The sequence below is a fragment of the Nioella ostreopsis genome (genome assembly GCF_004000255.1).
Lineage (GTDB): Bacteria > Pseudomonadota > Alphaproteobacteria > Rhodobacterales > Rhodobacteraceae > Nioella > Nioella ostreopsis.
The window spans coordinates 13978-28980 of sequence record NZ_RCIQ01000028.1 but is presented as its reverse complement, the minus strand read 5'-3'; the positions used below and the strand labels follow the sequence as shown (position 1 = coordinate 28980).

General features: G+C 58.2%; 13 protein-coding genes. 3 read left to right on the top strand and 10 right to left on the bottom strand.

The window, feature by feature from the left end:
- Window positions 1–62: 62 nt before the first annotated feature.
- The 3 genes from EP237_RS20235 to EP237_RS20225 all read right to left on the bottom strand — a co-directional run bounded on the left by EP237_RS20235 (window position 63) and on the right by EP237_RS20225 (window position 2447).
- Complete coding sequence (locus EP237_RS20235) at window positions 63–1163, bottom strand: site-specific DNA-methyltransferase (RefSeq protein WP_127562639.1); 1101 nt, start codon at window positions 1161–1163, stop codon at window positions 63–65.
- Between the two features lie 91 nt (window positions 1164–1254).
- Window positions 1255–1875, bottom strand: coding sequence for a ribonuclease HII (locus EP237_RS20230; protein ID WP_127562638.1), 621 nt, complete (start codon window positions 1873–1875; stop codon window positions 1255–1257).
- A 101-nt stretch (window positions 1876–1976) separates the two neighbouring features.
- Window positions 1977–2447, bottom strand: coding sequence for a hypothetical protein (locus EP237_RS20225; RefSeq protein ID WP_127562637.1), 471 nt, complete (start codon window positions 2445–2447; stop codon window positions 1977–1979).
- A 188-nt stretch (window positions 2448–2635) separates the two neighbouring features.
- Between EP237_RS20225 and EP237_RS20220 the strand changes: the two genes are divergently transcribed.
- A complete protein-coding gene (locus tag EP237_RS20220; protein ID WP_127562636.1) occupies window positions 2636–2914 on the top strand; it encodes a hypothetical protein in 279 nt (92 codons plus the stop codon).
- Entirely contained in the window at window positions 2886–3590 is a 705-nt protein-coding gene (locus tag EP237_RS20215; protein WP_071691478.1) for a winged helix-turn-helix domain-containing protein, read from the top strand. The genes EP237_RS20220 and EP237_RS20215 overlap by 29 nt, the downstream gene beginning before the upstream one ends.
- Window positions 3591–3601: 11 nt before the next feature.
- On the opposite strand, the gene EP237_RS23230 is transcribed toward EP237_RS20215, so the two are convergent.
- Together EP237_RS23230 and EP237_RS20210 are read right to left on the bottom strand one after the other, a co-directional pair.
- Window positions 3602–3874, bottom strand: a complete 273-nt coding sequence (locus tag EP237_RS23230; RefSeq protein WP_164744783.1) for a hypothetical protein — start codon at window positions 3872–3874, stop codon at window positions 3602–3604.
- Window positions 3875–3950: 76 nt separating this feature from the next.
- Complete coding sequence (locus tag EP237_RS20210) at window positions 3951–4229, bottom strand: hypothetical protein (RefSeq protein WP_127562635.1); 279 nt, start codon at window positions 4227–4229, stop codon at window positions 3951–3953.
- Window positions 4230–4396: 167 nt separating this feature from the next.
- On the opposite strand from EP237_RS20210, the gene EP237_RS20205 reads away from it, so the two are divergent.
- Window positions 4397–5587 carry a cupin domain-containing protein gene (locus EP237_RS20205; RefSeq protein ID WP_164744782.1) on the top strand — a complete coding sequence of 397 codons (1191 nt, stop codon included), beginning with the start codon at window positions 4397–4399 and terminating at the stop codon, window positions 5585–5587.
- 121 nt (window positions 5588–5708) lie between these two features.
- Here the strand turns inward: EP237_RS20205 and EP237_RS20200 are convergent, their stop codons facing one another.
- From EP237_RS20200 to EP237_RS20180, 5 genes are all read right to left on the bottom strand, one after another.
- Window positions 5709–7772: a 3'-5' exonuclease gene (locus tag EP237_RS20200; protein ID WP_127562633.1), complete on the bottom strand. Its 2064-nt coding sequence runs from the start codon at window positions 7770–7772 to the stop codon at window positions 5709–5711.
- 1 nt (window position 7773) lies between these two features.
- Window positions 7774–8100 (bottom strand): hypothetical protein, encoded by a 327-nt coding sequence (locus EP237_RS20195; protein ID WP_127562632.1) that lies wholly within the window; start codon window positions 8098–8100, stop codon window positions 7774–7776.
- Between the two features lie 103 nt (window positions 8101–8203).
- Complete coding sequence (locus EP237_RS20190; RefSeq protein WP_127562631.1) at window positions 8204–11044, bottom strand: site-specific DNA-methyltransferase; 2841 nt, start codon at window positions 11042–11044, stop codon at window positions 8204–8206.
- Entirely contained in the window at window positions 11044–11970 is a 927-nt protein-coding gene (locus tag EP237_RS20185) for a hypothetical protein (protein WP_127562630.1), read from the bottom strand. The genes EP237_RS20190 and EP237_RS20185 overlap by 1 nt, the downstream gene beginning before the upstream one ends.
- Complete coding sequence (locus EP237_RS20180) at window positions 11963–14998, bottom strand: BPTD_3080 family restriction endonuclease (protein ID WP_127562629.1); 3036 nt, start codon at window positions 14996–14998, stop codon at window positions 11963–11965. Before EP237_RS20180 ends, EP237_RS20185 begins: the two co-directional genes overlap by 8 nt.
- Between the last annotated feature and the right edge of the window lie 5 nt (window positions 14999–15003).

Here is a 15003-nt window from a genome sequence, read left to right as displayed (position 1 = left end):
GGGATAGGTGTCGTGCCAGGACCTTTCAGGCCACAGGCACGGGCGGTAATTTCTTGGTATTCTCAGCCGCTGAGTTCTGACCGAACCTGCTGACGCAGGATGTCGATCGGCACGGTTTTGCCTTCTCGCCGGAAGTGCCAATAGGTCCAGCCATTGCAAGACGGCGCGCCTTCCAGCTTGGCGCCCACCTGATGGATGGAGCCCTTGGTGTTGGACACCACAAGCGTACCATCGGCGCGGATCTTGGCGATCTTGCCGCGCGGGCTGACCAGCTCTTCGCCGGGGTTCAGCAACCCACGTTCGACAAGTTGGCCGAAGGGAATGCGCGGCTCTGCCCGTTTAGAGGTGGTGACCTCCAGCGAAGATCGGTCGAACCGGCGGATGGATTTCAGGCGCTTCTCGGCCACGTCCCGATAGGCCGCTTCTCGCTCGATCCCAATATAGTCGCGGCCCAGTTTCTTGGCGACCGCGCCTGTGGTGCCGGTGCCGAAAAACGGGTCGAGCACGACGTCACCGGGATTGGTCGTGGCGACCAGAATGCGGTGCAGCAGGCTTTCGGGTTTCTGCGTCGGATGGGCCTTGTCGCCCTTTTCATCTTTCAGACGCTCATGCCCGTTGCAGATCGGCAGAACCCAGTCCGACCGCATCTGCACGCCTTCGTTCAGCGATTTCAGCGCCTCGTAGTTGAAGGTGTATTTCGCGCCTTCGGATTTCGAGGCCCAGATCATCGTCTCATGGGCATTGGTCAGCCGCTTGCCGCGAAAGTTCGGCATCGGGTTCGACTTGCGCCAGACCACGTCATTCAGAATCCAGTAGCCCTGGTTCTGAAGCTCGGCCCCGACGCGGAAGATGTTGTGATAGCTGCCGATCACCCAGATTGCGCCATTGGGCTTCAGCAGGCGCTGCGCTGCCGCCAGCCAATCCTTGGTGAAGCGATCATAAACGGCGAAGCTGTCGAACTGGTCCCAGTGGTCATCGACGGCATCGACCATGGAATTGTCGGGCCGGTGCAGGTTGCCTTTGAGTTGCAGATTGTAGGGCGGGTCCGCGAAGATCAGGTCAACGGACGCCTCCGGCAGACTGTTCATCACCTCGATGCAGTCCCCGGACATAATGGTATTGAGCGGAAGCACGGGGGCCTCCGTCTTCTTGGATTTTGTCATCACTCTGCCTCTGCCTCGCGCCTCTTTTGGGCGCTGATTTGCATGGCCAAGCATGAGTCAAAGGTGATTCGCCGTCAATTTCTTTTTTGAATCAGGGGGTTATATATTTATCTTGATACAAGATATTGTGGACGGGCTTGAAGCTGCGTCTATGGTGGGGGGTCACCCCCAGATCTAGCAGCGCCTGTTTGTGGTCCGCTGTGGGATAGCCTGCATTCTTCTCCCAACCATAGCCCGGAAATTGCCTTGAAAGCGCCATCATGTGCGCGTCCCGCCCGACTTTTGCCGCAATTGAGGCCGCCGCAATCGACAGACTCCGACCGTCGCCCTTGATGATCGTCGTCGCGGGACAGGGCAGATCGGGCGGCAGGGCGTTGCCATCCACAAGGGCGTGATCAACGGGGGCAAGCCCGGCCAAAGCGCGGGTCATGGCGAGGAAGGTGGCGTTGCGGATGTTGAGCGCGTCGATCTCCTCGACGCTGGCCCATCCAAGCGACACCTCGGCACTGGTCAGCAGCGTTTCCAGAAGTGCAGTACGCTTGCCGGCGGTCAGCTTCTTTGAATCGTTCAGCCCGTCCGGAATCGCGTCAGGGTTCAGCACCACGGCGGCGGCTGTGACAGGCCCGGCCAGCGGGCCACGGCCCACCTCATCCACTCCGGCGACGCGACCGCCAATCTGTGTCTCGAAACTGAAATCCGGTCCCTCGGTCATGTGGTCAGAAACCATGCCTGTCCCGCAGAGACAACAAAAAGGCGACGGGGCCAAAGCCCCGCCGCCTTCCGTCGCACTGCTCGACGAAAGCTGGTCAGCCGTTACGACCGAACCCAGCCATGGCGGTAAAGGCATTGCGCATCATAGACGTCGCGCCAGCCCTGATAGGTGAAGATGCGTTCGCGGCAGCTGCCGGGCAGAGCTGCATAGTGGGGCACGTGCTGCTGCAAACAATGAGCACCGAAGGCGCGGATATCGACATTCGGGCCCTCGAAGCGGCGGTGGCAGGATCTGGGGGCCACGAGGTTCGGCACGATCACCTGCGGAACCACATAATGCGTGGCGGGTGGGGTAACGTAGCGCGTGACCGGCGCGGGTGCATAATAATGGGTATGGTTGTGACGGTCATTCAGGATGTTGCCGAGAATCACGATGCCGGCAGCGGCACCCAGGAAGGTGCGCAGGTCATCGCGGTCGGCGCGGGCTTCGGTGGTGCTGGCAGCCGTGCCGGCAATGGCAACGGTTAGGGCCAGCCCGACGGCGGCAAGGGATTTGGGAAGGAACTTAAACATGGGTTGGTCTCCGGGATAGGTACGTGTTGGGGGCACGTCATGAAACACCGCGGGCAGGCGCGGTTGGTGCGTTCATGATCCCCCGGTCCCGGTCAGACAGGCAATATCAGGGCGTCGCTATCGGATAACAGCCGGAAATCGGGCTGCTGATATTGCATGACAGGCCCATCTGACACTAACTCAACCCCATGAAACAGCTTATTCTTTCCCTCGCCCTGATGGGCCTCGCCTCTACGGCCAACGCAACTTGCTTCGCCGACTACAAGGCAAAGATGGATAACCCGCTCCGCCTGCATTACGGTGTGATCGAGTTGCCGGATTCTGCCTGCTCTGTCGGCGCCGCCGCGTCCAACATCGCAGGTCGCCTGACGGGCGGCTGGCAGCTCCTGGAAGTTATGTCGGTCTTTGACGAGGCCGGGCTCGATTCGAGGAGAGAACGTGCAGGACAATACTACCTCCGCTTCTGAGTCGCGGATAACCGGTACCCGGGTCGTTCAACTCGGGATCGTGGCAGTCGTCGCCATCCTCGCGGTGGCGGCGATTTTGTTGTTTTCCTACCTGCCCGATGCAGGCGCGTTCAATGACGCGGTCGAGGAAATCTTCGTCGTCAACGACGCGCTGACCACAACGGAATCCATAAGAATTCTTGAGATTCTGGCGCAATCCGGCACCACCTTTTCCAAGGTTCTGGCCAGCTATCGCGCCATCATCTTCGTGCTGATCGTCTTTGCCACGGCACTGCTGATCGCCTGTCTGGTCTTTCTTGTCACCATCATCACCCTGAACCGCCGCATGCATGAGATCGAACGTTCGGGCATTCAGGTGTCGTCTCTCGTGGTCAGCCGCGAAGAGGGTGTCGTCTACCTCAACAACATGGAATTCAAACTGACCGCCGCCGCCATGGAAACCCTGTCAGTTCTGGCCGAGGCGCGGATGGATGACGACGTGCTGTCTGGTGCAGAAATCGAATCAATGGTGTCGGGCAAACCGGCATCCGACTGCGAGGAAGCAGCGGGGGCCACACGAATCAAACGCCTGCGCGATACGCTCGGCAATCAGATGGTCAGCGAATTGCTGGTCAAAAACATTGCCCGCCGGGGCTATATGCTGGCGATCGACAAGGACGTGATCAAGATGATCTGACAGGGACGGCCTCAGCAGTTGTTGGGCCGCCCGCGACCGTAGCCGGACCTGTCCGAGATGCTGCCATTGTCGCTGTCGGTATAGCCGGTGCGGGTGCCGCCGGACCCACGCGGGCAGGCGTTACCATCGCTCCACGATCCAGTATCGCCATCTGCGGCCTGCGCCTGACCGGGCAGCAGCGCCACCGTGCCACCGGCTGCGGCCAGTCCAAGGAACCGGCGGCGTCCGCTGCGGCCCACCTGAATATCGCTATCCACAAGGGTCTTGTCGGTTTTGTCGGTCATCTGGCCTTCCAATCCTAAAGCAACGAACAGGCCCGGTTCGGACCCGCTGAGCACTATATCAGACTTCGCGCCGAAATCAGCAGTAAGGCGCACCGCGCCCATATCCGCCACGGTCGGTGATGCGGCCATTGTCGCTATCGGTGTAGCCGGTATAAGCGCCACCACCGCCACGAGGGCAGGACCCGCTGTCCGTCCAGGCCCCATTGTCCACATCGCTGGCCTGTGCGGTCGTCGGGGTCAGCGCCACGACGCCACCGGCAGCCATGAGGCCAAGCACGGCCCGCCGGGCCGGGCGCGCGGTTGAGATATCGCTATCGGTCAGCGTCTTTTGGCCGGTCTTTTCATTTTTCGACATGGTGGCCTTCCTTGCTGCCAAATCATGTGTAATACTCACACGAACTATATGGGCAGAGAGCCCGCCAGTCAATGGCTACTCAATTCATCGGCCATTTCACGCCGGTTGAAAGACACCGGACAAGTCGCAAGGCCGGGGGACGCCCCGGCAAACAGGAGAGCGGACAGATGTCCATGAGTTTCGATCAGGCCATCGCGCCGGTCACTGCACAGGATTTTTTCGATCACTCCTTTGAAAAGAAGCATCTCGTCATCCGGCGGGGGCAGGCGGATTACTATTCCAGCCTGCTGAGCAGTTCTGATATTGACTGGGCCGTGTCCACCCTGGGCCTCTCTGTGCCAGAGGTGAATGTTGTGCAGGCGGATCGGGAGATTACCGCAGCCGATTTCGCCTATGGCAGCGGCTTCGTTGATCCGGTTGCCGTCAATCAGCTCTTTGCCGAAGGCGCAACGGTGATCATGTCGAACCTTCAGGAACGGCTGCCCAAGCTGGCCATGTTCTGCCGGGAGCTGGAGAAGGTCTTTTCCGCCCGTGTGCAGACAAACATCTACATGACACCGGCGAACAGCCAGGGCTTCAAGGCCCACTATGACGGGCATGACGTTCTGGTCCTGCAAGTCGAGGGAACAAAGGAATGGCGCATCTACGACACGCCCGTTCACCTGCCGCTGGAAGAACAGGCCTTCAACCCCCATGACGTCCCGATTGGCGAGCTGACTGACAGTTTCGTTCTGGAACCGGGCGACATGATCTATGTCCCCCGTGGGCTGACTCATGATGCCGTGTCGACCGACCAGACCAGCCTGCATATCACGACGGGGCTGATGATGCGGTCCTGGGCCGATGTGATGGTCGAGGCGGTGCGCATGCTTGCGCTGAACGACGCCGATTTCCGAGAAGGGCTGCCACCGGGTTATGCCAATGACGGCTTCGACAGCACCGGGGCAGAGGCCAAGTTCGCCCGACTTCTGGGCAAACTGTCCAGCGCAACGCTGGACCCGGTCCTGAACGAGTTCCGCGAAGACTTCATCGCCACCCGCCTCCCCCGCGCCCATGGCCAACTGACCCAGATGGCGCGGCTTGACCGGCTTGGCCCCAACAGCGTGATGGGCGCCCGCCCGACGCTGATCTACCGCCTGACAGATGTGCCCGCAAAGGGCGACCAGCCCGACAGCATCGCCCTGTCCTGCCAGGGCACGGTCATCACCCTGCCCGCCCATGCCCGCACATCGCTGGAGTTCGCCATCTCCACCCCGCGATTCACGATGGCAGACATGCCCGACGATCTGGACGAAGCTGGCAAGGCCGTGCTGCTGCGCAGGCTGGTGCGCGAAGGGCTGGTGCATTTCATCGAATAAAGTGGTGACCCCGGCAGGGTAGCAATTGCTACTGATTTCGTTACATGATTTTTGATTGTGTGTGGCGAGGGTTACCAGGGAGGGGGTTGGAGAGCAAATACAGGATCACACTGAAAATGGGTCATCTGCGTCTTCCGGAGATGGTCAGATCATCCAAGAATTCCGAGACCGGCTCTACGCCGCTCATCATTAGGTAGTCGCGGGCACGGGTCATCGCCACATACAAAAGGTGTCGTTCGGTATCGTAGACCTCCGTCAGATCGGCCTCGTCCGCTACGGTCTCGATCCGATCTTGATCCGGGACAATCTCGTCGTCACATGCCATCACTGTCACTGCTCGGAACTCCAGCCCCTTGGTACGGTGCATGGTAGAGATCACTAGACATCCGGGTTCTGCGTCTGATGGTTCCCGCCAGGGAAGACCTGTCGCTTTCGCTGCCGCTTGCGCCCTTGGGAGTTCAGCTTCCGACCTGACGATCAGCCCGACCTCCTGTGGATCAATTCCAGCCTGGATTATCGACTTTACCCACGCTGCGACGGCTGCAACTTCTTCTGCGGCAGTATCAAAACGTTCGATCAGCGGTGGCACCCCATCGAACAAAGATACTACACCCCGCCGATCCTCTTCGTTGCCATCGATGTCTTTGACGGCGGTGGGTAGCAATCGATCTGCGTGGCGTCTAATGGGCTCGGTGGTCCGGTAGTTAATCTTCAGCGCGAAGGATCGGCCACGAATGTCCACGCCAAGGGATTTCCAAGAGAACGGCGACTGGAAAATTCGTTGCCCCAGGTCTCCAGCAAAAAAGAGGCCATCGGCATTCTCACCGGCCATTGACTGGACGAAACGAAGTTCGGCAACCCCCATGTCCTGGGCTTCGTCAACAACGATGTGCTGGAACCGCTGACTGAGGTCACAGGCGTCGGTCAGTGAAGCATACACCATCGCCTCGGTTGCCAGGCCCCTTTCCTTTAGCTTAGCCCGTGTACGTTCGAATATGCTCCACAGCTTCTCTCGCTGGTTCACTCCCAACCTGGTTTTCCGCCCCAGTCGGGGAACATCACGGTATGCTTCCCAATTGGTCAGACCCCAGGCATCAACAACAAAATCCCATTCATTCTTCAGGAATCGGAAGTCGAACTCCCCGCCGACCTCTAGCTGGGCGTCGCCGAGGATCGCCACAACATCAGGGTCAGCGGCCACCGCCGCCGCCCCCTCGATCTCCCGGAGCATTTCCGTGGCCACACCTGACAATACATCGACGACAATTCGTTCCCGGACATAGGGATCAGAAACCAGCCGATCTAGTTTCTGGGAAAGATTGTCAGCTAGGAATGGTGAAAATGTCGTCAGTAGGACCCGGTGGTCAGGGTTCGATCTCGCCAGCCAGTTCGCCCGGTGCAGTGCAACGACCGTTTTCCCCGTGCCAGCCGTTCCGCCCACCCTTGCGGGGCCATTGAAGGAACGTTCGGCGTAACGCCTCTGGGAAGGATGAAGGAAGATAGTCCATTTCTCCCACGGGTATTCCAGCGCCTTTTCCAGTTCCTCCACGTTCTCCATGACCCGGAACCGGCGTTGAGCATCGGGGTGAAGGAACGGATCATCGACCACCACCGCATCCGGAGCCACTGGGGTGCCACCCGTGGCAAGCTCCAGGAGGGCCTCTGCCGCTTCCTGGGGTAAGTGCTCCAGTAGATCGAACAGGTCGCTCTCCGTGGCGTTCCGAACGTCTGGGAGCCATTCTTCCGGGATACCGAATCCCAGTAACTCTTCATCAACAGGCTGGTCTTCGAAGAGCAGCGGCTCTGTTTGTTCGTCGTAGACCACGGGGGTCGAAACGGAAACGACCTCCTCGACCGTTTCCCTGACCTCCACCAACTGCGCTGCACCGGTGCGGGGGTGGGTTTCAATCCGGCGACGCTCAGCCCAGGCGTAGGCGTCATCGTGATGATCGACATAGGTGATCAGGATACTGTTGGGCGTCCGATGCACGATCAGACGGATATCGCGGTTGACCCGGACCGACCAGAAGTTCGGGTCTTTGGCCCGGTCGAGCTTGTGGAACTTCAACCCGGGCGAGGACGGATCGGCCTGGAGATCGAAAACCGTGATCTTCACGGCCTTCTGCTCCTGGTTGGTCAGCTTGATCAGGCTGGCCTGAAAGGTATCGGCGATCCGGAACTGCATCTTACTTTTTCCAGTCTGCTTTCTTCAAACCCTGCCGTGCCCAGTGTGCTCGCTGACCTTCCTGCACCCGGGCGTAATGCCTACGCATCTTCTCCAATACTTCACCTGCATAGCTCCCAGACAATGACGGAAAGAATAGTCTATGGGCATCGTCGCCATACACTTGCCAGATGGAGTTCAGCATCCACATGATGGGGGCGTCGTAGCCCGGACCGGAACATTGTTTTAATCCGGCCACGACATCTTCAACCCGCTGACGAGATAGCTCCCGAAAATCCGGGACAGGATCGCCTTTCCGCCACTCTACCCCCAACAGAAGAGCCCGCATCTCCGGCGAGCCGCAGGTAGTACAGTTCCGCTGCATGCACCAGTCTTGATCAAGTCCTTGGTCAATGCCTTGTCGGATTCGATCTAAGGACTCGCTGGCCATCTCACACCCCAAACACCTTCATGACCTCGTCCCCGAGGTGGTTGATTACCTTCACCGCGATCCGGCCTGTTTTGGGCTTTGCGAACGGCCTCGATACGTCCGAATTCAGGCTCTCCCAGGCTTCCTCGTCGATATCGGCCTTCAGGGTGGTCTTCAGCGCCTTGTACGGGTCACTGGCCCCCAGGAAATACGCATGGCGGACGAAGAACGATTCCTCGTTGTAATCCGTGTCGATGAACCAGCAGGCGATGCCGTCTGGGCCGCTTGACTCGATCTCGCCGGTCTGGGGCTTAAACACGTCCACCCCATGGATTTGCACCTTGATCTGATCACCCTCCGGGATGATCTCGATATCAGGCTCCCCAAAGACCACGAACAGGTTCCCTGTCCCGGTATTCTTCAGGTCATCGGCCATGTGCAGGTCGGGGTTCATACGTGCCCGTAGGATTTGCAACGCTCCCAGCTTGTTCAGGTCGGTACACTGGGCCGAGAAGGAGAAGGCACAGGCCACCAGAATATCGAACCCAGCCTCGGCACATTCCCGTGCCGCCGCCGTTAGATCGGCCCGTTGAACGGTACCGAATTCGGGGCCGATGAAGATACCCGCCCGCCGTTCTGGGCCGTCCTCACCCTCCTGATACCGCCCCTCGGCGGCGATGAACCGGCCCGGCCATGGGGTGAGGGATGAGAAGGTTATGCGGTCACCCTTTTCCATCTGCTGGACGCCCGAGGTCTTGAGGTTCTCCATCACCATGGTGGCAAAGTCGATCTCTTCGCCCGGGGCGTCGCGGTCGCCCTTGGCGGCGTCGAGCGTATCGACCAACTCGTCATCGTGATCGACGGCCAGCGTCCGGTGGGGCGAGAGGCTTTCGACCGTGAAGGGCCCGGCCACCCTGATCTTGCCGTTGTCGGTATAGGGCTTGTCGTAGAGGTATTCGTAATCGGCCTTGGCGGCGATGGAGGCGTCAATCTCCTTCTGACGAGCGATCCGCTGTTCCCACCAATCGGCATGGGCCTGACAGGCGTCGCTCGACCAATCCTCACCCACCTCCCTGGGGATTTCCCATTCCTCCCAAGACTGGCCCAGAGCGGCGTTCAATTGCGCGCGGAGTAGCTCTAGCTTCTCCTGGAACTCATCCCAAATCACGTCGATTTCTGAGTTGTTCGCAATGGACTTTAGCGTGATGTGGGGCACACGCTCGTAGGCAAAGCCTTGGCGAACGTCCGGCTTGTGACCTTGGCGCTGCACTTCTGCCAATCGATCCTCGGGTGGTGGAGTGCGCCGAAGCTCCGCTTCCTGCCTTACCCCGGCCTCAGTGTCACGAAGAACGTAGTAGGAGTAACGGGCACCCATGATACGAGCCCGGGCAAGAGCCAAGGCTACCCGCGATGTATCGATTGTAATCCAGCGGCGACCCCATTGTTCGGCGACAAATGCTGTTGTTCCTGAGCCGCAAGTCGGATCAAGAACAAGATCGCCAGGATCAGATGCCATAAGCAGGCAACGAGCCACTATGCCCGGGTTAGTCTGGACGACATAGGTCTTGGTATCTGCGAAGCCACTGGTTCGAAAATCTGTCCAAGTATTATTTATTGGGATGTTGGCGAAATCAAAAAATTTGCGCCTATACCGAAGTGTGTTCCCTCTAGGAAGAAGTCTGGTTGCCTTGGCCAACCTACTGGCACCTAAGGCGTTTGTTTTCCAACCACCTTTGCCAGGACGATACGTGCCCCCATGCCAATCAATGGGCATCTGGGTTGACTCAACGCCTGTTTGAGACGTGAAATTGTCGTGAGCCATGATCCTCAGATCAGGGGGAATGTTTTCCGAGTCGACCTTCTCTTCCCTCGACATAGGGCGAACCAGCAAACTATCTTCTGACTCAAGAAGATTGTATTGCGTTGATCCTTCTCCGCCAAATACACGAGACGTGTAGATTTGACGATATTTTATCGCATCTTTCTTCTTCGCGTACCAAACAATGTAATCGTTTACCGATGCGAGGACTTTAGTTCCAATTGCTGGACTTCCCGCTCCAGTCGTTTTTGCCACGGTGATAAAAGCGACGAAGTTCTCGTCACCGAATACCTCGTCCATTATAGCACGAACTCGGTGAACATTCTCGTCACCGATCTGCATGAATACGCTACCGCTCTCATGCAGAAGGTCCCGTGCCACAGTCAATCGATCACGCAAGTACGTCATGTACGAATGGATGCCGTCACGCCAGGTGTCTCGGAACGCTTTCACCATCTCCGGTTCCCGGGTCACATGGGCGGCGTTCCCGTCTTTCACATCCCGGCTGGTCGTGGACCATTGGAAATTGGAGTTGAATTTGATGCCATATGGCGGGTCGAGGTAGATGCATTGCACCTTGCCTCGCAGCCCCTCCCGCTCCGCCAGTGACGCCATGACCTGTAGGCTATCGCCCAGGATCATCCGATTGGTCCAGTTGGCTTGGTGCTGATAGAACTCCGCCGCCGCCTCGGCATCCGGCAGGCCGTTGAAGTCCCCGAACAGGTCCGGCGTCTCCGGCGCTTCCTCTTCCTTCCGCTCCGCTGTCTCCCGCAGCAGATCGTCGATCAGAACCTTGGGGTGGACCTTCTCCTGGATATAGAGCGGCGGGGCCTGCACCACGAGGTCGGACCAGTCCTGCTCATCCTTGCCCCGCCAGACAAGCTGCGGGTCGAGATCGCGGTTGCGGCGTTCGTAGGCCACCCGGATCGGCGACTTGTCTTCCTCCGCCATCAACGGCTCCATCTCCGCCGGAGGGATGTTGGTGCGTTTGTCCTGGTGGCGGTGGGTTTTTACCTGGGTCGGGGCTTTAGGTTTGCGGGCCATTATTCTTCGTCTTTCAAGGAAGTCAGTGCGTCAAAATACTGTCGAGCTTTCTCGTTCAACCAGTCGATGGCGGCGGGCCAGTTCGCCTTGTCGCCCATGTCGAACTCAGAAAACTGGCCGAAGAAATGACCCCACTTCATGTTGGGTTCCATCGGCGTCAGCAGTTGTTGTTCGAGCAGATCGGCGTATGGCTCCAGCATTTCTAGCGTCTCTTCCGATGGAGCCCCTCTGAGACCCCGGATGAAGAGACCAACACCGTCGGATTTTCCGGCCCAGATTGAGATCATCACCTTCAACTTGGATGGGACGATGAGCCAGATATTGTTGGCCGAGGATTCAGTAACGCCGATGTCGCGTGAGTCCGGATGCTGTGCCAGGAATGCGTCCCAGAAATCCCGTTTCATCTGAGCAATATCTGACCGGGGTCCGGATTTGGCGGAAGCTGCGGCCTTGATCTTCCGCTCCCAATCGTTCGGTCGTGCAACGACCTCGAAGATAGGGGCAAGCGGGCTGTCACCTATCCGGACGACGCCGAGTTTCACCCCAAAGAACGAAAAGCCGTCAGCAGTATGTTCGTTCAGCCAGTTTATTGCCGAAACATGCGGAGCCCGGAAATCCGTGGCGATCCAGATAACTGTTCGCACATCAAGCCCTGCAAGGTAGGTCATGATCTGACCGAGATGCGAATGGTCGGTGACCGCCAACTGGTTCTCGATCAGTACCCTCGATTCATCCAAGTTGTTGATGGCCAGGATGTCCGCCGAAAAGGACTCGACTGCCACCTCGGTACCTTCGAGGTCCATGGATATACCAAGTATCTTGCCCAGGCGATCCAGGTTCTCGGCAAGCCAGGGTGTGAAGTCCAAGGCTTCGTGCGGCCAGGCGTCACGAGCATCTGCGGGGAGGAGTTCGCTGATCTCAGGCATCGGCGCTCTCCGTGGTTATGGAGGCGACCAATTCACTGAATTCGCGATCCATCTCGTAGACCGCTGTGAACTCGGTGAAGGCCCAACGCCCGAATTTCTTCAGGTTGTTCACCCCGGGCACCCAGTAGGTTCGCATGGTTTCGGCCTTCACCTTTGCGTCTTCGCCCCGATATCCTTTAACCTCAACGATCAGGTTCAGAGGGTCTTCCCGTCCATCGTCGATCTGGACAATAAAATCCGGGATGTACCGCTTCTTGGCTCCCCCCATAACGTAAGGAACTTCGAAGCCCAGGTTCTGGTTCTTGACGTAGGAGATAACGCGGGGGTGGGACTCGGCCACCCGGGCGAATTCAGCCTCCCAATCACTGTCACAGATTACCCAGTTGATATGGCTCTTCCTGGGGTCAGTCGCCCAGCGGGTTTCCCGGGAGGTGGTAAAGTTGACGAATGCGGTCGATCCAGTGGGGTTGTAGGCATCGAGGATTGCCTTGATCGGTTGATCCCCCACCAGCGTTGCCGAGATCGCCGCCTTGATCTTCTCGCAGGCCATGTCGGCCAGTTCACGGTACATTAGCTGGGCGGGATAGGTCCCCCCGCTACACCGCAGGTATCCGCCATCGATCCACTGGCGACATATGCGTTTCAGTTGCCCGAAGAGGTGAAGTTTGGGTTCTTCTCCTGGGTCCCTGTACTGATGGTACATCAGGTGCTTGGCCAGGTTAAACAGCACGGTCGAGTTCCGCATGTCCTCCAGATGATCGAGGGTCAGGTCCACGCCTTCTCCGATGATCCCCTGGTTATGCGTGATCGAAGGGCCAACGAGGGCCGGTGTCAGTTCTAGGGTGGAATCGGGCGTGAACGCCGCAGTCAGGCGCTCGTCCGGGAGTTCCACACGATACCCTTCCACCCGGGGAAAGGTGATCTCCAGGTCATCGCGGTCAGGGCGGACGGCATGCACACGGATCGTTGGCTTTGGTGGGTTCGGCTTGACTGGAACAGGTTTTGCCGTGAAGTCGAAGGGAATGCCCAGGATATCGGCGTATTCGGTGTTGAAGCGACCCTCGGCATTCAATTCGTAGGATTGCCGACGGAGCCCGCGACCGACAACTTGCTCACATAGTAGCTGGGTACCAAAGGCCCGGACCCCGAGGATGTGCGTGACCGTGTTGGCATCCCACCCTTCAGTCAACATCGAAACTGATACAACACATCGGATGGATTCACCTAGTCGTCCTTTCCTGCCGACGGTGTTCATGACCTCCCGCAGTAGGTCCTGGTCGGAGATGTTATCTGCGGCGTGAATGTCACCGGTACGTTCGATGATTTCACCCCGGAAGCGTTCGATCTCATCCGACGCCATCTCCCGGAAATCTTTGTCCAGTGCATCCCCGGATTCCAGTTGCTCTGAGTCGATCAGTAGGGTCCGTGGGCGGGGTTTCCGATTGCCATAATCATCGTAGTTCCTGAAAAGCTTGAGACGCCCGTTCTCCAGCACCGAGGACCCATCATCGTGCTCCCGAATGAACCCGGAAACGAAATCGTAAACTAGCTTGGAGGTTGCCGTGTTGTTGCACACGACAATGAAGACCGGCGGTTCCTCGATCCCCACTTCCTGCCATAGCTGGTAGGTCTGCTCATAGTGGCCGTAGAGCGCCTCCAGGGCGGTCTGTAGCTCTGTTGGCATGCTGAGCGGATCAAGACCCTTGGCCGACTTCCCTCTACCCTTCTTGGGGAGTTTCTTGCCAATGTGTTCCCATAGGTTCCGGAATTTCGGCATGTCCTCGCCGGGGATATTGTCGGCCACCGGCACCCTCGGCAGCTTGACGATTCCGCACTCAATCCCGTCCATCAGGGAGAAATCTGAAACTGTCCAAGGGAACAAGGTTCCTTCCCGATACCCGGAACCACTCAGGAAGAATGGAGTGGCGGAGAGATCATAGACCGTACGGACCCCGAGCTTCCGCTTCACGGTTTCCAACCCGGTAATCCAGAGCCGAGCAGCCTCGTTGTTCTTGTCAGCCTCGACCTTTTCCTCACCCTTCAAATCATCCCGATCCGGATCGGGGCGTTCCCGATAGCAATGGTGAGCCTCGTCGTTCAGCACCACGATGTTCTTCATACCCATCAGATCGGGCATCACCCGGCGGATCATTTCCCCTTCAGTTTCCTGGGATCGAAGCTTCGGACCACGACCTTCGATAAGTCGCCTCGTGTTCTTCGCCGCCTCGATCCGCTCCCGGAGTTTGAATGCATGGTAATTCGTGATGACGATCTTGGCCTTCTCAATGTCACCGAGCATGTCCTGCGGAACGATTTCTCTGGACTTGTAGTAGCTGTCCGGATCGTTGGGCAGGAGCACACGAAGCCGGTCCCGAATAGTGATGCCTGGGGCAACTATCAGGAAACCTCGGGTGTAGTTCTTGGAGTTTTCGTGACGAACGGCATTGACCGTCTGCCATGCGATCAGCATGGCCATGACGGTGGTCTTGCCTGCCCCAGTGCAAAGCTTCAGGGCCATCCGGAACAAATCTGGGTTTGCTTGTTCATTCGCTCCCTTGAGGTGCTCGATGAACTTCTTGCCCTGCGCCCCCATTTTGGGGGCGACTTCGGTTAGCCAGATGGCGGTTTCTACCGCCTCGACCTGGCAGAAGAAGGGGCGGATACCCTGGAAGGGATGATTACGCCAATGCCGAAGCAGCCGGGCCGTTTCAGGCGTGACCTGCCAGTGATCAGGATTGGGCAGACGACGCCATGCATCGACGTGGTTCCTGATTTCGTTTATAATCGGTGTCGGATTGTATTCCTGATCTTCGGTGGACAAACCGTCGGTCGCATCGAGTTGCAACTCGGCTTGTTCACGAGCCTGGCGTTGCCGTCTTGGTTTCGGAACCGGTGTGACCAGTTCTGACCGCCGACGGTTTTCGACGATCCGATTGTTAGGCTGTCCCTTGTCATCCAGTTCCCAGTGTCGCCCCGGGTAGTAATAGGGCGAATTCAATATTGGTTTTTCAAAAAATAGGTTGGTCATCCTGA

What these genes read in the sequence shown, in the direction of transcription:
- EP237_RS20195 (WP_127562632.1), bottom strand. Translation starts at nt 8,100, where the DNA reads ATGCGGGCTCTTCTGTTGGGGGTAGAGTGGCGGAAAGGCGATCCTGTC.
- EP237_RS20200 (WP_127562633.1), bottom strand. Translation starts at nt 7,772, where the DNA reads ATGCAGTTCCGGATCGCCGATACCTTTCAGGCCAGCCTGATCAAGCTG.
- EP237_RS20235 (WP_127562639.1), bottom strand. Translation starts at nt 1,163, where the DNA reads ATGACAAAATCCAAGAAGACGGAGGCCCCCGTGCTTCCGCTCAATACC.
- EP237_RS20180 (WP_127562629.1), bottom strand. Translation starts at nt 14,998, where the DNA reads ATGACCAACCTATTTTTTGAAAAACCAATATTGAATTCGCCCTATTAC.
- EP237_RS20185 (WP_127562630.1), bottom strand. Translation starts at nt 11,970, where the DNA reads ATGCCTGAGATCAGCGAACTCCTCCCCGCAGATGCTCGTGACGCCTGG.
- EP237_RS20210 (WP_127562635.1), bottom strand. Translation starts at nt 4,229, where the DNA reads ATGTCGAAAAATGAAAAGACCGGCCAAAAGACGCTGACCGATAGCGAT.
- EP237_RS20225 (WP_127562637.1), bottom strand. Translation starts at nt 2,447, where the DNA reads ATGTTTAAGTTCCTTCCCAAATCCCTTGCCGCCGTCGGGCTGGCCCTA.
- EP237_RS20220 (WP_127562636.1), top strand. Translation starts at nt 2,636, where the DNA reads ATGAAACAGCTTATTCTTTCCCTCGCCCTGATGGGCCTCGCCTCTACG.
- EP237_RS23230 (WP_164744783.1), bottom strand. Translation starts at nt 3,874, where the DNA reads ATGACCGACAAAACCGACAAGACCCTTGTGGATAGCGATATTCAGGTG.
- EP237_RS20205 (WP_164744782.1), top strand. Translation starts at nt 4,397, where the DNA reads ATGTCCATGAGTTTCGATCAGGCCATCGCGCCGGTCACTGCACAGGAT.
- EP237_RS20230 (WP_127562638.1), bottom strand. Translation starts at nt 1,875, where the DNA reads ATGACCGAGGGACCGGATTTCAGTTTCGAGACACAGATTGGCGGTCGC.
- EP237_RS20190 (WP_127562631.1), bottom strand. Translation starts at nt 11,044, where the DNA reads ATGGCCCGCAAACCTAAAGCCCCGACCCAGGTAAAAACCCACCGCCAC.